Here is a 21,942-nt window from a genome sequence, read left to right as displayed (position 1 = left end):
TAGAGAGTTAAATTTTAGTAAAACACAAAACAAGTGATACTATAACTTTAACCAAGTAATTCCATAGCATCTTTGTATACACTAACTAGCGAAGCTAAAGTAACAAAAGCACCGATGATTAAAAAAATCATTTCAATTTTTTTCTTTTATTCTCTTTTATTTTTTCCTTTTTATCTTCTTCTTGATTTTGCTCAATATGCAAAATATCAACAAGATTTTCTATTTGAATTTTTAATTCTTGATGTTGCTCTAAAATATTATAATAATGAAATATAATTTTCCATATTGTGTGTTTTTGTTGGTAGTTATAATGTATTGGGTTGCTAAAAAAATATTTCAAATTAAAAACATAAAAATCTTTTTTAATATCAATAACATCATGGTAGTTTTCTTTATCTATAATACTTGAAGTCAAATTCAAATAATACTCCATTTTCTCACGATAAGCCAAAGAAAGTGCAAACATAGTCATTGTATCTTTAAATTTACTTTCACAATTGTTAAATTTAGCCTGAAACAAAAAGCCTTTTTCTGAAAACACAACTTTAATATCTGGATTATCATAACAATTTGATTTATCTATTTTTAATGTAAAACTACCTCTTAATAGTTGCGATATTTTACCATCATTCATATTTTCATCAGTATAAGCAACTATATAATCTATCACGCTTTTTTAAATTGACAATACTCTTGACCTACGAAAACTCCATCTTTTATACATATAATACATATATCAAAAATTTTATATATTAGTATTGTACCTTTGGTATAATTTTGGTCTTCTATATTGGTATAAATTTCTAAATTTTGCGCCAAAAAGATATGAAAAAAATCCTTTAGCCTTGTATCTTTTTTAAATTTATCCTTGCAAAAATTTTCGATAATTTTAACTTGATATATATTTACCATAATATCTTCCTAATATTTGCAATATATTTTAATTTAAAATATTATTATTGTACAACTAAAAATAAATTATAGGTTTTCATATTTGAGTAAAATCTAGATTAGTGGTGCGGATGAAAGGACTTGAACCTTCACGCATTGCTGCACCAGATCCTAAGTCTGGCGTGTCTGCCAATTTCACCACATCCGCAAAAGTGGTACGCTCAAGAGGATTCGAACCTCTGACCTACGGCTTAGAAGGCCGTTGCTCTATCCAGCTGAGCTATGAGCGCAAAAAAATAAAAGTAACAATGGGCTTATGGTGCGCCCGATAGGAATCGAACCCATAACCTACAGATCCGAAGTCTGTCGCTCTATCCAGTTGAGCTACGAGCGCTGATGGGGTGAGTGATGGGAATCGAACCCACGACCCTCAGGACCACAATCTGATGCTCTAACCGACTGAGCTACACTCACCATTTATAAAAATGGTCGGGGTGAAAGGATTCGAACCTTCGGCCCCTTGGTCCCAAACCAAGTGCGCTAACCAGACTGCGCTACACCCCGATGTATAAAAATAAAGCGTTATTTTACATAAAAAAATATTAAAAGTCAAGATAAATAAGAATATTTAGCATAAAAAATGCTAAATATTTTAAGAATTATTTGTTTGTTTTTTTTGTGAAATGATGTTTAAAATTTCAACTACCAAAGAAAAGGCCATAGCTACATAAATATAGGCCTTATCTATATGAATATCAAAACTTTCACATACTAAAACAAAACCTATCATTACTAAAAATGCCAAAGCTAAAATTTTAATGTTTGGATATTTTTCTACAAAATCTGCAATTGGTTTAGAAGCAAAAAGCATTACTAATACTGCAATAATAACAGCAATAATCATAATCTCTATATCTTGAGCAATACCCACAGCAGTAATAACACTATCTAGAGAAAATACTATATCTATCACAGCTATTTCAGCAACTACAATCCAAAGTTTATTGCTGATTTTTATATTACTTTGACTTTCCTCTTGATGTGTTATACTTTCTTTGATTTCTTTGATAGATTTAACTATCAAAAACAATCCTCCAAGCAAAAGCACCAAATCCCTACCTGAAATTTCATTCCCTAATATACTAAATAAAGGTGTGACAAGCTTCATAACCCAAAACAAAGACAATAACAATAAAATTCTAGTAATCATCGCAAAAGCAAGGCCTAAAACTCTACCCTTATCTCTATGTTCTGGTGGTAATTTAGAAACCAAAATAGCCAAGAAAATGATATTATCAATCCCTAGCACAATCTCTAAAGCTGTAAGAGTAAGCAATACCACCCAAGCATCTACACTAAAAATCCACTCAAACATTTACCTTCCTTAAACAAAAAGCGTAATTATAATGATAAAAAATTAATCATTTTCAAAAATTTCAACAATAGTTGCAGGTAAAATTTCATACTCTAATTTATGAATTTTATCTTCAAATTCTTCAAAGCTTAGTTTAGCTTTTTCAAACGCCTTTTGAGCAATGATTTTACCACCATCAAGCTCTTCATTAACCCAATGCACGCTAACACCCGCAACTTTCATATCGCTCTCATAACTTTCTTTGATAGCATGAGCACCTTTAAATAAAGGAAGCAAAGAAGGATGAAGATTAATAGCTTTTATATTTTGAGTGAAAATAGGGCTTAAAATTCGCATAAATCCTGCTAAGATGGTCAGATCTGCTTGACTTTTTTTTATAATTTTTACCAACTCTGCGTCAAATTCTTCTCTTGAGGTAAATTTTACATGCTCTATGATTTGAGTATTAAGGTTATATTTTAAAGCTCTTTGTATACCATAAGCTTCTTTTTTATTGCACACACATAAAACTACTTCAAAGGTATTTTTACCAAAAGTTTTTTTATGTAATTTTTCTAAAATATTTTCCAAATTACTTCCATTGCCACTAAATAAAATTGCTAATTTTATAAGCATTTTAACCCCTTTATCAATTTTAAAGCATCAAAACTAATTTTATTTTTCTTATAATTTTTAGCTACTAAAGCATGAGCTAATACTGCATTTTTAGCAGCTTCTAAAGCATTAAATTTAGCTCCAAGCAAAGCTGCTATCATACCACTTAACACATCCCCACTTCCACCTTTTGCTAAAGCTTCATTGCCACAATTTACTATAAAAAATTTTTCTTTTTGAGCAATAATAGGATTAGCTCCTTTTAATACCAAAACACATTGAAATTTAGAACTAAACTTTCTTGCATAAAAAAAGCGTTTGTTTTGAATTTCTTCTACGCTTATATCCTCATTAAAACAAAGTTTTAAAAGCATACAAAATTCTTTAGGATGAGGGGTTAAAACAACATCTTCTCTAGCAAGATATGAAAGTAAATTTTCACTTTGAAAGCAATTTGCGTCTAAAACTAAAGGAATGTTTTTTAATCTTTCATCTTTTAAAATACTTAAATCATCAAGTCCCATACCTATAGCAGCTGCATTTATTTTGCTTTCAATATCATCTTTTAGCATAATCAAAGGTGAAAAACTTTCTTTAGCCACTAAAGATACAAGTCCTGCTCCAAATTCTAAAGCACCGAGTCCAGCTAGAGTACCTGCACTTTTATTTGCAAAAATATAAATATGGCCAAAATCGCCTTTATTTGAGTTAATCTTTTTTGTAATAAGTTTTAAATCTTTTTTTTCTAATAAAAAACTTGAAGTATTTTGCATGTAAGGTTTTAAACCCAAATTTGCAATTTTAATTTTACCTACAAATTCTTTTGCAAAATCTTCTAATAAAATTTCTTTAATCACTCCCATGCAAAGAGTGTAATCAGCCTTAAAACATAGCTCTTGTCCAAGCCCGCTAGGAACATCACAAGCTATTTTTAAAACCTTACTTTTAGCAATTTTTTTAAAAATTCTTTGCAAATTTTCATCTAAAGCTTTATTTAAACCACTCCCAAAAACACAATCAACAATGATGTCAAAATCTTTAAATTTAGGTTCTTTTTTTAAAAATTTAAAACCTATATTTTTTAAAATTTGCTCTTGCTTGATAAACATTGTATTTTTTTTATATGGCATAACAAAAGCAAAAGCTTTTTTTAAATGCCTTATAGCCACAAGTCCATCAGCTCCATTTCCACCAGTACCGAGCAAAAATAAAATTTTGGCATTTTTTATGTTTTTACTTTTTTTCTTAATCAAATTTGCAAGCTCTATACCTGCATTTTCCATCATTAAAAACTCATCCAAACCTTTTTCAATAAGTTTTTTTTCATAAGAAATATTATCTTTAAATACTGCTTTCATCGCTCATCTCACATTTTATAAATTTTTGAGTTTTAGCGCCTAGCTCTTTAAGCTTTATCACTCTTGAAGCGATATTTCCACTTCCATGAGTAAGCTTTGTTTGCATATTATCTACATTTGAATTTAATCTTTTAACATTTTCTTTGATTTTTTCAAAATCATCCAAAACGCCTGCAAATTTATCATGAAATTTACCCAGTTCATCAAAAGCTTTTAAGATATTTTCATTACTTTGTATATTTTTCCATGAAATATTTATAGTATTTAATGCCATAAAAAGAGTGTTTGGTGTAGTTAAATAAACCTTTTTTTTATAAGCGTATTGATAAATTTCAAGATCTACATTTAAAATCAAATCTAGAATATTTTGATAAGGTATAAAAAGCAAAACAAACTCATAAGTGTGTTTATCATACTGCATATAAGGCTTTTTAGCTAACTCATCAATCCTTGATTTTAGATTATAAGCCAAATCAAGACAGGTATTTTTACTAATATCTTCAAAACTAAAATCACTTGGTAGAGAAAATTTTGCATCTATAACTATACTTTTTTGTTTATCTAAAAACACAACCGCATCAGGAATGTAAGTTTTACCCTCATCTTGAAATCTCTCTTGCAATTTATACTGCACACCCTCTACTAAACCACTATTTTCTAAAACTGATTTTAGTTGTAATTCTGCAAAATTACCACGAATTTTTTTATCTCCTTTTAAAATTTTAGCTAGCTTATCTGCATTTTCTCCCATATTTTGACTAAATTTAAACATATGATCAATTTGTGTTTTAATGCTAACTTCATTTTGACTGAGTTTTTCACTATATTCTTTAACACTTTTTTTCACAGGCAAGAAAATTTCTTCTAAGATTTTTTTTGTATCTTCATTGAGCATAAGTTTGTTTTGATTTAAGATACTAGCATTTTGTTTTTGGAAATTTTGCTCTAGCTCTTGTTTTAATCCCGCCAAACTTTGTTTATATTTTTCTTCTAATTTTATTAAGGTTTGAGTGTATTCTTCTTTTAAATTTGCACGCTCTTTTAAATGCATATTTAAAAGTTCTTGTTGAGTTTGTTCTTTTTGTGCTAATTTTGCCTCTAAAGCTTCATTTTTAGATAAATACGATATTTTTTCATCTAAAAGTTTGGAATTTTTTTCTATAAGTGTAGTTTTTTCAAACTCTAAATTAGAAAGTTGATTTCGCAAAGTCATATTGTTTTGATTTAAAAATTCTAACTTTACTTTTTCTTTCTGACTTTTAAATACCACCCATACAAAAGCTAAAATTACAACAGCCAAAAAAGCTATTAAGATATTTTCCATTTTTAAGCCTTTGCTTTTTCAAGGAAATAAATATTTTTCTCATTTGCTTCTTTAAATTGTTTCATCTTTGGTAAAAGTTCTTTCATCAAAGCTTTGAAATTTTTAAAGCCGAAATTTTGTGGAATAAAATTTGCATGTTTTCTGTTCATATTGGTACGAATTTGAGCATATTCTGCGCGACCTTTTTCTTCTATCAAAGCCTCTGCGATATTGATTAAATCTTTGATATATTCTTTTTCAATTATGACTTTTGTTTTTGATTTATCTTGATCTAAATAAAAGAATTCACTAAAGGAATTCACATAAGATTTTACAGCTTGCTTTAAACCCATGCCTATAACTTGTTTTTTATTTTCTTTTAGCTTCTGTATCAAACTAGTATAATCACTATCACTTGATACAATAATAAAAATATCAATATCTTTTTCATAAAAAACACTCATAATATCAGTAATTAAATACATATCACTTGAATTTTTATTAGCTAAAAAATTAAATTGTTGCATAGCAATGATAGAATATTGTGCGATTTGTTCTTTCCAATTTTGTATATTTTTTTGAGTCCAATCTCCATAAATTCGCTTTATAACAATTTCTCCATAATCAGAAGCAATACCAAAAATCGATTTTGCGTATTTTGAAGGAATATTTTCCGCATCTATAAAAATTGCTATACTTTTATTTTCCATTTTTGCTCCTAAATATTTCTCATTCTAAAACTTAATGCTTTTAAAATATGAGTTTTTAAAATCAACTCACTTTGCTCTAAATCTGCAATGGTTCTTGCTACTTTTATAGTTTTATTTACCCCTCTTTGAGAAAGATTATATGAATTTATAGCCTTTTGCAAAATTTCATTAGCAGAAGACTCTAAAATACAAAATTGTTTCATCTGCTCATCATTTAATTTAGCATTAAACTCTTCTTGCTGTCTTTGTTTTTGAAATAAAAATCCTTTAAATACCATCTCGCTCATTTGCTCTGATGTTAAACTCATTTTATCCTTATGTGAAATTTCATCCATAGCTACATAAAGATCAATCCTATCTAAAATTGGAGATGAAATTTTGTTTTTATATTTTTTTATTTCTATTTCTTGACAACGACAATTTTGATTTTTAGAAAATAAATTTCCACAAGGACAAGGATTTTGCGCACAAGCAAATAAAAATTTAGTTTCATAAATCACTTTGGTATTAACTCTTGAAATAAGAATTTTAAAATCCTCCAATGGCTCTCTTAAACTTTCTATGATTTGTTTTGAAAAATGAGGAAACTCATCAAAAAACAAAACTCCTCCATTTGCAAGTGCTATTTCTCCTATCTTGGCATTTTTAGTTCCTCCACCAAAAATACTAGCTCTAGTACTTGTATGATGAGGACTTCTAAAAACCCTACTAGCGCTAAAATCATCATCTAAAGAATTTAATGACTTATAAGCGTTTTGAGCTAAAATTTCTTTCAAGCTTTGCGGTGGCATGATAAAAGAAAGTCTTTTAGCACACATACTTTTACCGCTACCTGGACTACCTTCAAATAAAATATTATGCATTCCTAAAGCTGCTATTATACAAGCAAATTTAGCATTTTCTTGGCCTTTAACTTCCTTAAAATCATAAGGAAAGCTAGTGTTTTTTATATATTTTTCCCCATTAAGTTTTATAGCATTTTCAAATAAAGGATGAGCATTGCATATATGATAATTCTCATATTTTTTTTCTTTAAAAAAATCTACAGCCTGGGCTAAATTTTCTAAAGCATAAATTGTTAAATTAGGTATCATTGAAGCTTTTTGTGCTATGGCTTTTGGTACTACTACTTTAGCATTTTGTATTTTTGTACTTAAAAAAAGCAAGATAGAAAATAAACTAGCAGTGCTTTTTATACTCCCATCTAATCCAAGTTCTCCAAAAACAAAAAAATCATCTAAAATTTCTTTTTGAAATAAAATCAAAATTGCAATAGCTAAGTCAAAATGAGAACCATTTTTGGGAATATCCGAAGGACTTAAGTTGATAGTAATTTTTTGTGCTGGAAAGCTAAAATTCTGACTTAACAAAGTTGCTTTAATTCTTTCAGTGCTTTCTTTGATGGTAGAGTTTGCAAGACCCACTATGCTAAAGCCTGGCAAACCTCTTGTGAAAGTTGATTCTACATCGATGATATCAAGTTCTGTAGAAAAACTTGCACATTTTAGCTTTTTCATTTATTTTTTTTGGATTTTTTCTTAAAGTCTTTATCAAATTTTTGACGCTTTAAAAAAGAAAGTTTTTCTATAAATAAATGTCCATCAAGATGATCAACTTCATGTTGGATAGCCACTGCTAAAAACTCATGTGCTTGCAAACTTTGTGGTTTGCCAAATCTATCTTGATAGTCAAGTTGTATATTTTTATAACGCATTACATCTTCATAAAAGCCTGGTATGCTTAAACAACCCTCATTACAAGAAATTCTTTCATCATCTAAAGGTGTTATAATGGGATTGATGATTTCTAAAAGAGTTTGTTTGTCTTCTTTTTGCTCACCTTCTTCATCACCAATATCTACAAGTAAAGCTCTAATTGGCACATCAACTTGGATAGCTGCCAAACCTACACCTTTATTAGCTATCATTGTTTCATACATATCATCTAAAAGTATATGTAAATCTTTATCAAAATTTTCTACTTTTTTTGATTCTAAAAATAATCTTGGATTAGGATAGGTAATTATCTTTCTTATCATTTTTCTTTTTCCACTATTACAAAAGGTTCTAAATTTTTTCCCGAGTCTTTTAAAGCTTCAATGCATTTTTCTATTAATTCTTCACCTTTGCTGTCACTATTAACTGCACTAATAGCAACCTCCACATCTGCCTCTATTTCTTTATCTGCTAAGAAAAAATTTGAATTTTCTAAGGATTCTAAAATTTTATTACATATTTCTTGTGCTTTTTCTAAATTAGTATGAGAAATCATTATAGCAAAAATATTATTTCCACAATGTGCTACTATATCACTTGAAGAAATATTTTTACTAAAAATTTTACAAACACTTTTTAAAAAGGCATTTTTCTCTTTTTGAGTATAAGTTTGCTCTAAAATTTCCTCTTTTACTCTAAAGAATATCAAAGAGGTATAATAATTATATTTAGCATTACTCTCTATGCTTTTTTCCAAATTTTCTAAAAAATATTTTTTATTAAAAACTCCAAATTTAGAGTCAAAATCACTCTGCTCTTCTATATGTTTATAAGTCTGTCTAACCTCATCAAAATTTTCTTTAATCTCATCTGAATACTTATCTAAAATGCTAGAAAATCTTGAAAGGTCTGTTTCAAGGGCATGGATTACATTAGAAACAGCTAAATTTCCTGTACTAATAGCAAGTTCTGAATTACGCCTTTTTAGCATATCTTTAACTGTTTCAAGATGCCTATAAATCATGGCAATATATTGCAATAATGCCGAAGTAGAATTAAAACTTTTCTTTATTTCTTGTTCTATATTTGCACGCTTAAGACCATCATCATTTTGCTCAAATTCCATAATCTCACCAACTTTTTTCTTAAAAGCTCCTGGACGCTCTTCAAGCATTTTTTGAAAATAAACCCCATAATTAGTAGGAGTTGGAGGCACATTATCTTTTACAAGTTCAGTTAAAATAGATTTTGCAAATTTCTCAAATTCGCCTCCACTAATTTTTTGAATTTTTGGAGCTTCTTTGGCTGGAGTTGGATCGCTATTTAAATTTAAATCAGCAAATAAATCATCATCTAGCATTGCTTTGTTTCCTTATTTAAAACTTTTTTTCCAAAACCTTATCGATTAAGCCATATTCCTTAGCCTCTATAGCACTCATAAAAAAATCTCTATCGGTATCTTTTTCTATTTTAGAAAGTTTTTGCTTAGTATTTTTTGCCAAAATATCATTTAAAATCGCTTTTAATCTTAGAATTTCTTTTGCCTGAATTTCTATATCTGTTGCTTGTCCTCTTGCACCACCTAGTGGTTGATGGATCATAATTCTTGAATTTGGCAGAGCAAATCTTTTCCCTGGAGCACCACAACTAAGCAAAAATGCACCCATAGAAGCAGCTTGACCAATACAAATAGTACTTACATCAGCTTTAATATAATTCATCGTATCATAAATACTAAATCCACTTGTCACAACCCCACCTGGTGAGTTAATATAAAGATAAATATCTTTTTGAGGATCTTCAGCTTCTAAAAACAAAAGCTGTGCCACGATAGAAGCAGCAAGATCATCATTGATCTCACCACTTAGCATGATAATCCTATCTTTTAAAAGTCTTGAGTATATATCATAACTTCTTTCGCCTCTGCTTGTTTTTTCAACTACATAGGGTATATATGAACTCATTATTTTTCACTTTCTTTTTCGGTTTTCTTTTTATCATTTTTTTTAAAAATATCAGCAAAAAGTTTTTCTTCAATTAAAGACATTTTAATAGCAGGTAATGCACCTTGCTTTTTATAATTATCTAAATGTTCTTGTGGGTTAAAACCATATCTATAAGCTTCAAAATAAATTGCTTGGATTAATTCTTGATCACTTACTGTAACATTTCTAAGTTTTGCTAGCTCGTCTATAATGAAAGTTAATTTTACGCTTTTTTGCGCATCTTCTTTAAAACTTTCTCTTTTTTCTTTATATTTAGCCTCATCTTTAAATTCTTTTAATTCTTCTTCGCTTAAAGTTCTTAAAGAGCTTCTAAATTGCATATCTGTCTCTTGCTCTACTATATTTCTTGGTAAAACAAAGTCAAACTTAGCTACTAAAGCTTCTGCAAATTGATTTTTAAGCTCATCATTGATAAGTTTAAAGATTTTTTCATTTTTTAGTTGTTCTTTTAATTTTGCGTCTAATTTTTCAACACTTGGCTCTTTTTCTTCAGGAAGTAAGTTTTTTAAAAGCTCTTCATTTAATTCAGGTAATTTAAGTTCTTGAATTTCATGAATTTTTACTTTAAATACCGCATCTTTTCCTGCTAAATGTGATGCACCATATTCTTTTGGAAAAGTTACATTAATATCTTTTTTCTCACCTACTTTTAAACCTATCATACCTTCTTCAAATCCTGGTATAAATTGTTTTGAACCAATCTCTAAAATATAATTTTGAGCTTTTCCACCATCAAAAGCTTTACCATCAACAAAACCTTCAAAATCAAATTTAGCAAAATCGCCTTCTTTTAAAGCTCTTGTCTCTTTAATCGCTTCAGGAGTAGCAAATCTTTTTAATAATTCTTCTTTTTTTACATCAATTTCTTTTTGAGTTACTTTTGGTGTATTATAAGTTGGAATTAGTTCTTCATATCCATCTAATTTTACTTCTGGCTTAAAAGATAATACCATTTGAGCTTCAATATCGCCATCTTTTCTATCAAATTTTTCAAAATATGGCTCACCTACTAAATCTTTAGCCTCTTTTTTAACTTCTTTTAAAGCACCATCTACAGCATTTCTTAAAAGATCTTGCTCCGCATCTCTTGTAAGCTCTTTTTCATATCTTTTAAGTATAGCAGCAACAGGAACTTTTCCTGCTCTAAAACCATCCATTTTCATAGTTTTAGATGCTTTTTTAGCTAATTTTTCAACTTCTGCTTTAATAGCTCCTTGAGCAATTTTCACAGTAGCATTTGCATTTGCAAAATCAATTAGTTTTGCTGTAACTTCCATAATATTTTCCCTTTTTAAATAAAATTTCTTGATAATATACCAAAATTTTCCTTATCACTTTATATAAAAATAAAAATATGTTAAAATTTTAATTTTTGATGGAGAAAAAATGCAAGAAAAATTTGAACAATCAGTAAAAAATATGTTAGAAATTATCGGGGAAAATCCGCAAAGAGAAGGACTTTTAAAAACTCCTACAAGAGTTTTTAAAGCTTTTGAATTTTTAAATAGTGGTTATAAACAAGATCCAAAACAAATACTAAATGATGCCTTATTTGAAAGCTCAAACAATGAAATGGTTTTAGTAAGAGATATAGAATTTTATAGTCTTTGTGAACATCATCTTTTACCTTTTTTTGGGCGCGTACATGTTGCGTATATACCGGATAAAAAAGTCGTAGGTCTTAGTAAAATTCCACGCCTTGTGGAAGTTTTTGCAAGACGCTTGCAAATTCAAGAACAACTCACAGAACAAATCGCAGAATCTTTAATGGAACATGTAGGTGCAAAAGGTGTTGGAGTAGTTATTGAAGCAAGACATATGTGTGTTGAAATGCGTGGGGTGCAAAAAGCAAATTCTACTACTAGCACTTCAGCACTAAGAGGTAGCTTTTTAAAAAGTGAAAAAACAAGAAAAGAATTTTTCACTTTAATTAACTCGGCAAAACAGGTTAGATTTTAATGGGTTTAGAAAAACTTCGTAGTAAAATTGCTTCACAAAATCTTGCTAGTGTTTTTGGTCAGATTACTAAAATTTCAAGTACTAGTATAGAAATAAATGGTTTAAAAACTAGCATAGGTGATATCATTAAAATAGTTTCTAGTGAAGATGAGAGTAAAGAAGCTATGGCTATGGTGGTAGAAGTAGATGAAAATTTAAGCTATTTGAGTCCTTTTGGTTTTGTGGAAGGTTTTAAAATAGGCGATCGTGCTTTTATTAACGATGCAGGTATGCAAATAGGAGTTAGTGATGAACTTTTAGGAAGAGTAGTCGATCCTTTTATGCGACCAAAAGATGGTAAAGGACCTATTGAGGCAAGTAAATTTATGCCTATTATGCGAGCACCTATTGATGCAATGAAGCGAGGTTTGATAGAAGAAGTTTTTCCAGTAGGTGTTAAAACAATAGATGCACTTTTAACTTGCGGGGTAGGACAAAAGCTTGGGATTTTTGCAGGAAGTGGGGTTGGTAAATCAACTCTTATGGGTATGATAGTGAAAAATTCCAAAGCTCCTATTAAAGTCATAGCTTTAATAGGAGAGCGCGGTAGAGAAATTCCTGAATTTATACAAAAAAATCTTGGTGGTAAACTTGATGATACTGTCATCATCGTTGCAACAAGTGATGATAGCGCGCTGATGAGAAAATACGGAGCATTTTGTGCTATGAGTGTGGCTGAATATTTTAAAGAACAAGGTAAAGATGTGTTATTTATCATGGATAGCGTAACGCGTTTTGCTATGGCTCAAAGAGAAATAGGTCTTGCCCTAGGTGAACCACCTACAACAAAAGGTTATCCGCCAAGCGTTTTAAGTCTTTTACCTCAGCTTATGGAAAGAACAGGAAAGGAAGAAGGTAAAGGCACCATAACAGCTTTTTTTACCGTGTTGGTTGATGGGGATGATATGAGTGATCCAATAGCCGATCAAAGCAGATCTATCCTAGATGGGCATATAGTGCTTAGTCGTGAACTCACTGACTTTGGAATTTATCCACCTATAAATATACAAAATTCAGCCTCAAGGGTTATGGGGGATATTATCAGTGATGAACATAAGCTAGCTGCTAGAAAATTTAAGCGTTTAAATTCTTTGCTTAAAGAAAATGAAGTGCTATTGCGTATTGGTGCTTATCAAAAAGGTACCGATAAAGAACTCGATCAAGCTATTGCTAAAAAAGATTTTATGCAACAATTTTTAAGTCAAAATCCTGAAGAAAGTTTTGAATTTGAAGATACGATTAATATGCTTAAGATGATTGATACATAATAGTTGGAATATTTTTTGCTTTTTTTGATAAAAAAGTCATGAAAAAAGGATAGATCATGTCAAATATAGCATTTTTAGATCATCAACAAAGCTTAGGTTTAAAATATACCGATATTTGTCAAAATATTTTTGAAAGAGAAATTTTTACACATATGTTTTTAGAATGCATAAGTTTTGTTTTATTAGAAGATAAAGCAAAATTAAAATATTTAAAAATTATCGCTTCAAAAGAAGATTTTATAATCGAATTTAAAATCAATAATCAAAAAAAATCTTTTATTATTAATAATAAAAAAGTTCTAAATGAAGAATTCAGTGCAAAAAGAATGACTCAAGATGAATACGAAAGAGAAGTGGCGAGAATTTATCAAATCGAAAGATATTTAAAAGCCCAAAATAATCTTCAAAATTTTTCTAATGAAATTAGCACTACAATGAAAAATCTTTTTAAAGATATGGATGAATTTAAAAATTATATCGATATGCTTGAAGCAAAAGAAAACATCCACAATCATTACTTATCAAAAATTTATAATATAGCTTAATATTTACCAAACTTTGCCGATAATACCTTTGATCCAAACAAAAGGAGTATGTTATGGGCGAAGTTACAAACAATCAAGCAAACTTAATGCTTAACATTGCAACTACTATGATGAAAAAAACCATAGAAGTTAATGAAAATGCAGTAATGCAAGTACTTGAAGGCGTAAATGCAAACCCTGCTCCAACTACTACTCCTACTGCTAGTTCAGGATTACTTGACATTTACGCTTAAAATTTTTCTCTTCAATTCAAAAATTTTGGCATAGCTTTTGCTTTTTAAAAGTTAAGCAATATTTTTGAAGAGAAGAGTTATGTTTGTAAATTCTAATGTTAATCCGTATCAGAATTTTGCAAATTATCCTTTTGCAAAAACTGGACACATAGAAGAAAAAAAAGAAAATACTAATATTAAAAGTGATTTACTTGATATCAATGGTTCTAATTTAGACTATAAAGTGACTTATGCAAGTGAATTTGGTTTTAGAATCAACGAGCAAGGTTTTTTTGAAAAAGATCTTAATAAAGCAGCTGCTTTGCCTCTTGATTATGATATTAATATAAAAAGTATAAGAGAAATTTCAAAACAACTTATAAAGCTTGATGAGAATTTAAATTATAACAAAATAGATTTACCAAGACTTTTAAACACTTATCACAACACATTAAAAACTATAAATCCACAGTTTCAAAACAATGACAATGATTTTTTAAGTAAAGCTCAAATTTCAGAGTTAAATCAAGGTTATAGTTATACTTATGAGGGTAAAATTTTAAAAGTTTATGAAAATGCTAAAAATTTACAAAATGCAAAAGAATCAAATAAAAATTTAAACACCTTAATGCTTGATAATAAAATAGGTGATTTTGCGTTTAACGCAAGCATAGAAAATACAGCTAGTAATCCTGTTATCAAACCTTATTTAAATAAACAAGGGGAGGTTTCTAAAAGTGGATTGCTGCTCAATTATATTTATCATGATTTAAAAGAACAAAATCACAATAAAGCTAATTTTTTTCTATCGCCTATTGAGTTGGATATGTCCTCTAGTGTAAATTTTCAAAAACTCATGAGAGGTCAAATGAGTATGCAAGATTATATTAATGAAAACAACAAAGAAAAAATGAGTTTTGATTTATATTTATATATCAATGGAGTAGATAAAAACAACACTTCAGAAGATAAGCTTTCAGTTTTCTTTCAACAATATATTAACTATCAACATAGCATTAACATGAAAGAATTTGCCAATTCAAGTTCTATTTATAGTCTTTATAGCGAGCAAGTTAGTAAAGAAATTGAAGTTTTAAAAGAAGAATTCAATCAAAACAATCCTAATATTGATCTTGAAAAAATCAATACTCAAAAAGAACTTTTAGATACTCAATTTTTAGAAAATAGAAAAAAACAAGCTAGTATTAACAAAATTTTACATTCTTATTTAAATGCTATGGCTTAACTTGTGCTAAAATAATAATGTAAATTATTACACAAGTTAAAAACTTACTTGATTTAATATTAAATTTAATATTTTAGTGTATATTAACAAAAAAGATAAAAATTATCCTAATTAAAGGAGTATAATTTGAAAGTATATTTAGATAACAACGCAACAACACAACTTGCACCAGAAGCTTACGAGCTTATGAAGCCTTTTTTAAAAGAGCATTTTGGAAACCCAAATAGCCTTCATCAATGGGGTAGTGCAACCCATCCTGCTTTAAAAGAAGCTATGGATAAACTTTATATAGGTGTAGGAGCAAGTGATTTAGATGATATTATTATCACTTCCTGTGCTACAGAAAGTATCAATTGGGTGTTAAAAGGTGTGTATTTTGATAAAATTTTAAATAGCGATAGAAATGAAGTAATTATTTCTAGCGTGGAACATCCCGCAGTAGCTGCTAGTGCTATGTTTTTAAAATCTTTAGGGGTAAAAGTTATAGAACTTGGTGTTGATCATGAGGGTGTTTCTAGCGTAAAAGATTTAAAAGAAGTTATTTCAGATAAAACTGCCCTAGTGAGTATTATGTGGGCAAATAATGAAACTGGTATGATTTTTCCTATAGAAGAAATGGCTCAAATTACTCATGAATACGGAGCGTTATTCCATACTGATGCAACCCAAGCTGTTGGGAAAATCAAAGTTAATTTTGCAAAAGCTGGAGTTGATTTTGCTTCATTTTCTGCACATAAATTCCATGGTCCAAAAGGAGTTGGTGGGCTTTATATTAAAAAAGATATAGAACTAACTCCACTTTTACATGGTGGTGAGCATATGGGTGGCAGAAGAAGTGGAACTTTAAATGTGCCATATATTATAGCAATGGCAGAAGCTTTAAGAATTGCAAATACTATGCTTGACTTTGAAAATTCACACATTAGAAGATTAAGAGATAAATTAGAAGATTTAATTTTAGCTATGCCTGATACAAGTGTAGTTGGAAATAGATCAAGAAGGGTTCCTAATACCATCTTAGCAAGTATTAAAGGTGTAGAAGGCGAAGCTATGCTTTGGGATTTAAACAAAAATGGTATAGCAGCAAGCACTGGTTCAGCCTGTGCTAGCGAAGCACTTGAGAGCAATCCTATCATGGAAGCAATTGGTGCTGAAAATGATTTAGCTCATACTGCTCTAAGACTTTCTTTATCAAGATTTAACACAGAAGATGAAATTGATTATGCAGCAGAGCAAATAAAAAAAGCAACGCAAAGACTTAGAGCAATCTCAAGTACTTATGCATATAAGCCTGAAAATATTTAAAGGATAAAAAATGGCAAAGAATAATTTAATTGGCGGATCAATTTGGGATGAGTATTCTCAAAAAGTACAAGATAGAATGAATAACCCTCAACATATGGGCGAATTTACACAAGAAGATGCACAAAAAGCAAATGCAAAACTTATTGTTGCAGATTTTGGAGCTGAAAGCTGTGGCGATGCGGTTAGGCTTTATTGGTTAGTGGATGAAAAAACTGATAAAATCATTGATGCTAAATTTAAAAGCTTTGGCTGTGGTACAGCAATAGCAAGTAGTGATACTATGGTTGATCTTTGTATAGGTAAAACTGTAGATGAGGCTATAAAAATTACAAATTTAGATGTTGAATTTGCTATGAGAGATAACCCTGAAACTCCTGCAGTTCCACCGCAAAAAATGCACTGTTCGGTTATGGCTTATGATGTTATCAAACAAGCTGCAGCGCATTATAAAGGTGTTAATCCTGAAGATTTTGAAGATCAAATTATAGTTTGTGAGTGTGCTAGGGTAAGCCTTGGAACCATCAAAGAAGTAATCAAACTAAATGATTTACATACAGTAGAAGAAATCACGCAATTTACTAAAGCAGGTGCTTTTTGTAAATCTTGTGTTAAGCCTGGAGGACATGAGAAAAAAGATTATTATCTTGTAGATATTTTAGCTGAAACTAGGGCTGAAATGGAAAGAGAAAAGCTAAAAGATCAAAGCAAAGCCGATATTGCTTTTGATGATATGACCATGGTTAAACAACTAAAAGCAGTAGAGGCTGTTTTAGATAGCGATGTGCGTCCTATGTTACACGGTGATGGTGGAGATTTGGAAGTAATCGATATCCAAAAAAGTGAAAATAAAAATATAGATATATACATACGTTATCTTGGAGCATGTAGTGGCTGTTCAAGTGGGAGTGGTGCAACTTTATATGCTATAGAAAATATCTTACAAGAAGAACTTAGTCCAAACATACGCGTTATACCTGTTTAAGCAGTTTTTCTGCTTAAACTTTAAATTTCAAGCCTTTTTATGTTAAAATAACGCATTAATTAAAAATTTAAAAAGGCTATTTATATGCAAAGACTTCAAACCTTTGTTAAAAGCGAAACTTTTCCGGGTGTTTTGCTAATATTTTTCACTTTACTTGCATTAATTTTACAAAACAGCTCTTTAACAGATCAATACACCAACTTTTTAAATATTCCTTTTGGGTTTCAAGCAGGAAGTTTAGAAATTTTCAAACCTTTGCTTTTATGGATTAATGATGGACTTATTGCGATTTTTTTCTTTGCAATAGGGCTTGAATTAAAATATGAAGTAACAAGAGGACAGCTAAATAGTATAAAAGCTATGTCTTTACCTGTATTTGCTGCACTTGGTGGTATGATAGTACCTGCATTGATTTTTGCGTTTTTTAACTATAAAGATGCTTTTGCTTTACAAGGTTGGGCTATACCAACAGCGACTGATGTGGCTTTTGCAGTAGGAATTTTAATGCTTTTAGGTAAAAAAGTACCTACTTCATTAAAATTATTCTTGCTTTCCTTGGCTATTTTTGATGATTTGGGTGCGATTATTGTGATTGCTTTATTTTACACAAGCGAGCTTTCAGTATTTGCTATGATCGCTGCTTTGGTATGTATATTAGCACTTTATTTATTAAATCATTTTCATGTTACTAAAAAATCCTTTTATATCATTATAGCTATAGTATTTTGGATAAGCATGCTAAAAAGTGGAGTGCATGCAACTTTAGCGGGTGTGATTACTGCTTTGTTCATACCACTTGAAACAAAAAATGGAAAATCTTTTTTAAAAGAAATCGAACATGATTTAGCACCTTGGGTAAGTTATTTTATTTTACCTATTTTTGCCTTTGCAAATGCAGGTGTTGATTTAAAAGATATGGATCCAAGTTTTATGTTTTCTTCTGTTAGCTTAGGTATTATTTTAGGTTTATTTTTAGGAAAACAAATAGGTGTCTTTTTATTTTCATATATTAGTATAAAACTAGGTTTAGCAAAACTTCCGCAAAATGTTAATTTCAAACAGCTCTATGGGGTTTGCATACTCACAGGTATAGGTTTTACCATGAGCTTTTTTATAGATGGCTTAGCTTATCAAAATAGTGATATTTTTGCATATTCAGATAAGCTTGCTATTTTAATAGCCTCTTTGTTAAGTGCTGTGATTGGCTATGTTTATTTAAAACTCATTTATAGTTTCAAAAAATGAAATTTAAAAACCTCCAAAGCTTTTTATCTCTTGAAATTTTAGGAGGATTGTTGCTTTTAATAGCAACAATCTTTGCTTTATTACTCAAAAATAGCCCTTATGGACAACACTATATGAATTTTTTAAGTGTAGAAATGGGTATAAAAATAGGAGCTTGGGAGCTTTTTAAACCTTCTTTGTTATGGATTAATGATGGGCTGATTGCAATTTTTTTCTTTGCAATAGGACTTGAATTAAAAAAAGAATTTGTTCAAGGAGAATTTAAAACTCTTAGCAATATTACTCTACCCTTAATAGCTGCTATAGGTGGTATAGTAGTACCTGCTTTGATATTTTGTGCTATTAATTTTAATGATACTTATGTTTTAAAAGGTTGGGCTATACCTACTGCAACTGATACTGCATTTGCTCTAGTTATACTTGCAATGCTAAAACAACGCATACCAAGTTCTTTAAAAATATTCTTAGTATCTTTAGCGATTTTTGATGATGTAGGGGCTATTTTAATCATTGCTATTTTTTATACAGGAGAGCTTTCTACTTTAGCTTTTTTTGTTGCCTTTTGCTGTATTGTGGGTTTGTTTTTACTTAATCGTTTGGGCAATGAAAGAAAATCATTTTATTATATACTTGGTGCTCTGCTTTGGCTTAGTGTATTAAAAAGTGGAGTACATGCGACTTTAGCAGGTATTATTACTGCTTTATTCATTCCTGTATATACAAAAAACAATCATGCTTTATTAGAAGAAATTGAGCATGGTTTAAAATTTTGGATAGCTTTTATAATATTGCCACTTTTTGCTTTTGCAAACGCAGGAGTTGATCTTTCTAAAATAGAATTTCATATGCTTTTTAGTGGTGTAAGCATGGGTATATTTTTGGGACTTTTTGTTGGAAAACAACTAGGTGTATTTGGCTTTGCCTATATGGCGATTAAATTCAAACTTGCAAAACTACCAAAAGATGCAAATTTTAAACAACTCTATGGAGTTTGCATACTCACAGGTATAGGTTTTACCATGAGCTTTTTTATAGATGCTCTTGCTTATGAAGTAAGTGATATATTTAATTTTGTAGATAACTTTGCAATCTTACTAGCCTCATTAGCTTCTGGTGTATTTGGCTATTTTTACCTGCGTTTTATTAAATAATTAAGCTTTTTTTAAATTAAATAAGATATAATTTCATTTCTTATTTAATGTTTTGGCCCATTCGTCTAGCGGTTAGGACATCGCCCTTTCACGGCGGTAACACGAGTTCGAGTCTCGTATGGGTCACCACTCTTTTAACTCCTAAATAAAAATAGCATAAACGATAGTTTCAATATTTAAGCTTAATATAAATTTAATATATCAAATAAATATTCTAAAATAAAATATAAATAAATATTGCCTACTAGCAAAGCTCGCAGGGATTTTATAAAAACATTATAAATAACAAAACTTGCATTTTAAAATCTAAAAAATAAAATTAGCTTTCTTTATTTTCTCCATCCTTAAAAGAAAATATAGGCAAACTTAAACCATAATGTATCGCTAAAAGTCTTGCTATAGTTCCTACAATCAATGAAGCAAGAATTACCCATAATTCATCTATGCCTAAAATATGCAATATATAATACAAAGCTCCTGTTAATATGGCCACACCTGCATAAATTTCTTTTTGAAATACAAGTGGTATCCTAGCACATAATATATCTCTTAATATCCCACCAAATACACCTGTAATCACAGCTGAACTCACAGCCACTATAAAACCATACCCCATTTCTATTGCAATTTGTGCACCTAAAACACTAAAAACAACCAAACCTATAGCATCTAAAATTAAAAAAAGTTTTTCAAGTCTTATAACATATTTAGCAATTTTTGTTGTAATCATAGCCGCAACACAAATCAAAATGACATATTCAGGAGTTTTAATCCAAGTTAATGGATGATGATCAAGTAAAATATCTCTAATAGAACCTCCACCAATAGCTGTTACCAAAGCTATAAATATCACTCCAAAAAGATCCATTTTGTGCCGTCCTGCAGCAATAGCCCCCGTCATTGCATCAACAGTAATTCCGATAATATAAAGTATAGTTAAAAGCATAATGAGTTAAAACCCTTGTTAAACAAGGGTTAATTTTTACTCACGATATTAATGATATTTTGAGCTACTTTTTTAGCAATAGGCTCAACAAATTCAGCAGGAGAAGTAAATCCTACGCAAGAGCAGTTAATCTCACCTAAAACATATTTATCTTTACCATTTTCATCTGTATCTAAGATAAAATCGGCAGTCCAAATTAAAGGAATATCGTAATTTCCAAGCTTTGAACGAATTTCAGGTAAGGTTGCTAAAAACCAATCTACCAATTCTTGCCAATCTTTTGGCTCATCATATCTATATTTTGCACCTGAAAAGAGTGTAGCAGAGAATGCATCAGTACCTTCTGCAGGCTTTTTATGCACTACATAAATTGGAGTATGATAAAGCATTAAAATTCTAATTTCACCTTCTTTAATACGCGGTAAAAAAGTCATATCTACAAGCATACCATTATCACCCACAATGTATTGCTCACAAAAATCCATAAATTCACCAAGCTCTCTTTCTTCTGTATGATTGTCTTTTGCTTCTGTGCATTTGATTTTTGCATTTAATGGTACACTTGTAGTCCCAGCTGGCAGTTCATCTATTAATCTCACACGCCAAATTCCCTCACCTGTTGAACCACGATTTTGCTTCAAAACCCTCTCGCCTTTTGCTAAGGTTTTTACAAAACTTTCTTTAAAAGTTTTAATATCATAATACGCATAAGTATCTTCAGGCACTAAAGCTGTTTTATTAAGCTTAGTAAGTGCATCTTTAGCGCCATATCCTATCATCGCATCGGGATGAGGCATACCTATAACACCATTTGCACAAAGTTTTCTTAACATATCAAAGTATTCATTTTCTTCTTTTAAATTTCCTGGGTTAATTCTAGAAACATAAGCATCAGCATTGTTTTTTACATATTCATAAATTTCGTCTTTTTTTTCAACTTCAAAAAAGATAACCTCAGCGTTCCAACCTTGCTCTTTTAAAGCATTTACCATAGGCATAGTGTCTTTTCTATGGCCATCTTCACCTTTATCGCTACCACCCCTAACTTCAAAAAATACGATATTTTTTTTCATATTGCTCCCTTTTTAAAGA

General features: G+C 29.9%; 23 protein-coding genes and 6 tRNA genes. 10 read left to right on the top strand and 19 right to left on the bottom strand.

Features of this window, described 5'->3' with window-relative positions:
• Positions 1 to 127 precede the first annotated feature (127 nt).
• The 17 genes from L8X50_RS06090 to tig all read right to left on the bottom strand — a co-directional run bounded on the left by L8X50_RS06090 (position 128) and on the right by tig (position 11,229).
• The gene (locus L8X50_RS06090) at positions 128 to 670 is read right to left on the bottom strand and encodes a hypothetical protein (protein ID WP_263660674.1); all 543 of its coding nucleotides are present in this window, start codon (positions 668 to 670) and stop codon (positions 128 to 130) included.
• Positions 667 to 912: a hypothetical protein gene (locus L8X50_RS06085; protein WP_263660673.1), complete on the bottom strand. Its 246-nt coding sequence runs from the start codon at positions 910 to 912 to the stop codon at positions 667 to 669. Before L8X50_RS06085 ends, L8X50_RS06090 begins: the two co-directional genes overlap by 4 nt.
• Positions 913 to 1,014: 102 nt before the next feature.
• Positions 1,015 to 1,099 (bottom strand) — tRNA-Leu (locus tag L8X50_RS06080).
• A 5-nt stretch (positions 1,100 to 1,104) separates the two neighbouring features.
• Positions 1,105 to 1,181: transfer RNA gene (locus tag L8X50_RS06075), tRNA-Arg, on the bottom strand.
• A gap of 27 nt (positions 1,182 to 1,208) precedes the next feature.
• Positions 1,209 to 1,285, bottom strand: a tRNA-Arg gene (locus L8X50_RS06070).
• A 3-nt stretch (positions 1,286 to 1,288) separates the two neighbouring features.
• Positions 1,289 to 1,365, bottom strand: a tRNA-His gene (locus L8X50_RS06065).
• 12 nt (positions 1,366 to 1,377) lie between these two features.
• Positions 1,378 to 1,455: transfer RNA gene (locus L8X50_RS06060), tRNA-Pro, on the bottom strand.
• A gap of 88 nt (positions 1,456 to 1,543) precedes the next feature.
• Positions 1,544 to 2,266: a TerC family protein gene (locus L8X50_RS06055; protein ID WP_220566477.1), complete on the bottom strand. Its 723-nt coding sequence runs from the start codon at positions 2,264 to 2,266 to the stop codon at positions 1,544 to 1,546.
• A gap of 42 nt (positions 2,267 to 2,308) precedes the next feature.
• On the bottom strand, positions 2,309 to 2,881 hold the full coding sequence (gene purN, locus L8X50_RS06050; protein ID WP_263660672.1) for a phosphoribosylglycinamide formyltransferase: 573 nt from the start codon (positions 2,879 to 2,881) through the stop codon (positions 2,309 to 2,311).
• Complete coding sequence (locus L8X50_RS06045) at positions 2,872 to 4,218, bottom strand: NAD(P)H-hydrate dehydratase (protein WP_263660671.1); 1,347 nt, start codon at positions 4,216 to 4,218, stop codon at positions 2,872 to 2,874. The genes purN and L8X50_RS06045 overlap by 10 nt, the downstream gene beginning before the upstream one ends.
• Positions 4,202 to 5,542: a DNA recombination protein RmuC gene (gene rmuC / locus L8X50_RS06040; protein WP_263660670.1), complete on the bottom strand. Its 1,341-nt coding sequence runs from the start codon at positions 5,540 to 5,542 to the stop codon at positions 4,202 to 4,204. Before rmuC ends, L8X50_RS06045 begins: the two co-directional genes overlap by 17 nt.
• Positions 5,543 to 5,544: 2 nt before the next feature.
• Positions 5,545 to 6,231 carry an NYN domain-containing protein gene (locus L8X50_RS06035; protein ID WP_263660669.1) on the bottom strand — a complete coding sequence of 229 codons (687 nt, stop codon included), beginning with the start codon at positions 6,229 to 6,231 and terminating at the stop codon, positions 5,545 to 5,547.
• An 8-nt stretch (positions 6,232 to 6,239) separates the two neighbouring features.
• Positions 6,240 to 7,748 (bottom strand): YifB family Mg chelatase-like AAA ATPase, encoded by a 1,509-nt coding sequence (locus tag L8X50_RS06030; protein ID WP_263660668.1) that lies wholly within the window; start codon positions 7,746 to 7,748, stop codon positions 6,240 to 6,242.
• A complete protein-coding gene (def, locus tag L8X50_RS06025; protein WP_220566472.1) occupies positions 7,745 to 8,269 on the bottom strand; it encodes a peptide deformylase in 525 nt (174 codons plus the stop codon). Before def ends, L8X50_RS06030 begins: the two co-directional genes overlap by 4 nt.
• Positions 8,266 to 9,306 (bottom strand): GGDEF domain-containing protein, encoded by a 1,041-nt coding sequence (locus tag L8X50_RS06020; RefSeq protein ID WP_263660667.1) that lies wholly within the window; start codon positions 9,304 to 9,306, stop codon positions 8,266 to 8,268. The genes def and L8X50_RS06020 overlap by 4 nt, the downstream gene beginning before the upstream one ends.
• Before the next feature lie 16 nt (positions 9,307 to 9,322).
• Positions 9,323 to 9,910, bottom strand: coding sequence for an ATP-dependent Clp endopeptidase proteolytic subunit ClpP (gene clpP, locus L8X50_RS06015; RefSeq protein WP_263660666.1), 588 nt, complete (start codon positions 9,908 to 9,910; stop codon positions 9,323 to 9,325).
• Positions 9,910 to 11,229, bottom strand: coding sequence for a trigger factor (gene tig, locus L8X50_RS06010; RefSeq protein ID WP_263660665.1), 1,320 nt, complete (start codon positions 11,227 to 11,229; stop codon positions 9,910 to 9,912). Before tig ends, clpP begins: the two co-directional genes overlap by 1 nt.
• 109 nt (positions 11,230 to 11,338) lie before the next feature.
• Here tig and folE point away from each other — a divergent pair, with 109 nt between their 5' ends.
• From folE to L8X50_RS05960, 10 genes are all read left to right on the top strand, one after another.
• Positions 11,339 to 11,911 carry a GTP cyclohydrolase I FolE gene (gene folE, locus L8X50_RS06005; protein WP_133318995.1) on the top strand — a complete coding sequence of 191 codons (573 nt, stop codon included), beginning with the start codon at positions 11,339 to 11,341 and terminating at the stop codon, positions 11,909 to 11,911.
• Positions 11,911 to 13,218 carry a flagellar protein export ATPase FliI gene (gene fliI / locus L8X50_RS06000; RefSeq protein ID WP_220566469.1) on the top strand — a complete coding sequence of 436 codons (1,308 nt, stop codon included), beginning with the start codon at positions 11,911 to 11,913 and terminating at the stop codon, positions 13,216 to 13,218. Before folE ends, fliI begins: the two co-directional genes overlap by 1 nt.
• 56 nt (positions 13,219 to 13,274) lie before the next feature.
• The gene (locus tag L8X50_RS05995) at positions 13,275 to 13,763 is read left to right on the top strand and encodes a hypothetical protein (RefSeq protein ID WP_263660664.1); all 489 of its coding nucleotides are present in this window, start codon (positions 13,275 to 13,277) and stop codon (positions 13,761 to 13,763) included.
• A gap of 53 nt (positions 13,764 to 13,816) precedes the next feature.
• A complete protein-coding gene (locus L8X50_RS05990; protein WP_133318997.1) occupies positions 13,817 to 13,996 on the top strand; it encodes a putative motility protein in 180 nt (59 codons plus the stop codon).
• A 79-nt stretch (positions 13,997 to 14,075) separates the two neighbouring features.
• Positions 14,076 to 15,221, top strand: a complete 1,146-nt coding sequence (locus L8X50_RS05985) for a hypothetical protein (RefSeq protein ID WP_263660676.1) — start codon at positions 14,076 to 14,078, stop codon at positions 15,219 to 15,221.
• Between the two features lie 126 nt (positions 15,222 to 15,347).
• The gene (locus L8X50_RS05980; protein WP_263660663.1) at positions 15,348 to 16,526 is read left to right on the top strand and encodes a NifS family cysteine desulfurase; all 1,179 of its coding nucleotides are present in this window, start codon (positions 15,348 to 15,350) and stop codon (positions 16,524 to 16,526) included.
• A gap of 10 nt (positions 16,527 to 16,536) precedes the next feature.
• Positions 16,537 to 17,508: an iron-sulfur cluster assembly scaffold protein gene (locus L8X50_RS05975; protein ID WP_263660662.1), complete on the top strand. Its 972-nt coding sequence runs from the start codon at positions 16,537 to 16,539 to the stop codon at positions 17,506 to 17,508.
• 84 nt (positions 17,509 to 17,592) lie between these two features.
• Positions 17,593 to 18,753 (top strand): Na+/H+ antiporter NhaA, encoded by a 1,161-nt coding sequence (gene nhaA, locus L8X50_RS05970; protein WP_133319000.1) that lies wholly within the window; start codon positions 17,593 to 17,595, stop codon positions 18,751 to 18,753.
• Complete coding sequence (nhaA, locus tag L8X50_RS05965) at positions 18,750 to 19,904, top strand: Na+/H+ antiporter NhaA (protein ID WP_263660661.1); 1,155 nt, start codon at positions 18,750 to 18,752, stop codon at positions 19,902 to 19,904. Before nhaA (L8X50_RS05970) ends, nhaA (L8X50_RS05965) begins: the two co-directional genes overlap by 4 nt.
• Positions 19,905 to 19,958: 54 nt before the next feature.
• Positions 19,959 to 20,033 (top strand) — tRNA-Glu (locus L8X50_RS05960).
• Positions 20,034 to 20,223: 190 nt separating this feature from the next.
• On the opposite strand, the gene L8X50_RS05955 is transcribed toward L8X50_RS05960, so the two are convergent.
• A complete protein-coding gene (locus tag L8X50_RS05955) occupies positions 20,224 to 20,850 on the bottom strand; it encodes a trimeric intracellular cation channel family protein (protein ID WP_220566464.1) in 627 nt (208 codons plus the stop codon).
• Positions 20,851 to 20,879: 29 nt separating this feature from the next.
• Entirely contained in the window at positions 20,880 to 21,923 is a 1,044-nt protein-coding gene (locus tag L8X50_RS05950; protein ID WP_263660660.1) for a Cj0069 family protein, read from the bottom strand.
• Between the last annotated feature and the right edge of the window lie 19 nt (positions 21,924 to 21,942).

Source organism: Campylobacter sp. CNRCH_2013_0898h, assembly GCF_025772965.1.
Lineage (GTDB): Bacteria > Campylobacterota > Campylobacteria > Campylobacterales > Campylobacteraceae > Campylobacter_D > Campylobacter_D lari_D.
Note: the sequence above shows the minus strand (reverse complement) of the source record. Positions and strands in the feature narration are given on the sequence as shown.

Excerpts from the sequence above, each read along its gene's own strand:
- L8X50_RS06085 (WP_263660673.1), bottom strand. The coding sequence starts at position 912 with ATGGTAAATATATATCAAGTTAAAATTATCGAAAATTTTTGCAAGGAT.
- L8X50_RS06055 (WP_220566477.1), bottom strand. The coding sequence starts at position 2,266 with ATGTTTGAGTGGATTTTTAGTGTAGATGCTTGGGTGGTATTGCTTACT.
- purN (WP_263660672.1), bottom strand. The coding sequence starts at position 2,881 with ATGCTTATAAAATTAGCAATTTTATTTAGTGGCAATGGAAGTAATTTG.
- L8X50_RS06045 (WP_263660671.1), bottom strand. The coding sequence starts at position 4,218 with ATGAAAGCAGTATTTAAAGATAATATTTCTTATGAAAAAAAACTTATT.
- rmuC (WP_263660670.1), bottom strand. The coding sequence starts at position 5,542 with ATGGAAAATATCTTAATAGCTTTTTTGGCTGTTGTAATTTTAGCTTTT.
- L8X50_RS06035 (WP_263660669.1), bottom strand. The coding sequence starts at position 6,231 with ATGGAAAATAAAAGTATAGCAATTTTTATAGATGCGGAAAATATTCCT.
- L8X50_RS06030 (WP_263660668.1), bottom strand. The coding sequence starts at position 7,748 with ATGAAAAAGCTAAAATGTGCAAGTTTTTCTACAGAACTTGATATCATC.
- def (WP_220566472.1), bottom strand. The coding sequence starts at position 8,269 with ATGATAAGAAAGATAATTACCTATCCTAATCCAAGATTATTTTTAGAA.
- L8X50_RS06020 (WP_263660667.1), bottom strand. The coding sequence starts at position 9,306 with ATGCTAGATGATGATTTATTTGCTGATTTAAATTTAAATAGCGATCCA.
- clpP (WP_263660666.1), bottom strand. The coding sequence starts at position 9,910 with ATGAGTTCATATATACCCTATGTAGTTGAAAAAACAAGCAGAGGCGAA.
- tig (WP_263660665.1), bottom strand. The coding sequence starts at position 11,229 with ATGGAAGTTACAGCAAAACTAATTGATTTTGCAAATGCAAATGCTACT.
- folE (WP_133318995.1), top strand. The coding sequence starts at position 11,339 with ATGCAAGAAAAATTTGAACAATCAGTAAAAAATATGTTAGAAATTATC.
- fliI (WP_220566469.1), top strand. The coding sequence starts at position 11,911 with ATGGGTTTAGAAAAACTTCGTAGTAAAATTGCTTCACAAAATCTTGCT.
- L8X50_RS05995 (WP_263660664.1), top strand. The coding sequence starts at position 13,275 with ATGTCAAATATAGCATTTTTAGATCATCAACAAAGCTTAGGTTTAAAA.
- L8X50_RS05990 (WP_133318997.1), top strand. The coding sequence starts at position 13,817 with ATGGGCGAAGTTACAAACAATCAAGCAAACTTAATGCTTAACATTGCA.
- L8X50_RS05985 (WP_263660676.1), top strand. The coding sequence starts at position 14,076 with ATGTTTGTAAATTCTAATGTTAATCCGTATCAGAATTTTGCAAATTAT.
- L8X50_RS05975 (WP_263660662.1), top strand. The coding sequence starts at position 16,537 with ATGGCAAAGAATAATTTAATTGGCGGATCAATTTGGGATGAGTATTCT.
- nhaA (WP_133319000.1), top strand. The coding sequence starts at position 17,593 with ATGCAAAGACTTCAAACCTTTGTTAAAAGCGAAACTTTTCCGGGTGTT.
- nhaA (WP_263660661.1), top strand. The coding sequence starts at position 18,750 with ATGAAATTTAAAAACCTCCAAAGCTTTTTATCTCTTGAAATTTTAGGA.
- L8X50_RS05955 (WP_220566464.1), bottom strand. The coding sequence starts at position 20,850 with ATGCTTTTAACTATACTTTATATTATCGGAATTACTGTTGATGCAATG.
- L8X50_RS05950 (WP_263660660.1), bottom strand. The coding sequence starts at position 21,923 with ATGAAAAAAAATATCGTATTTTTTGAAGTTAGGGGTGGTAGCGATAAA.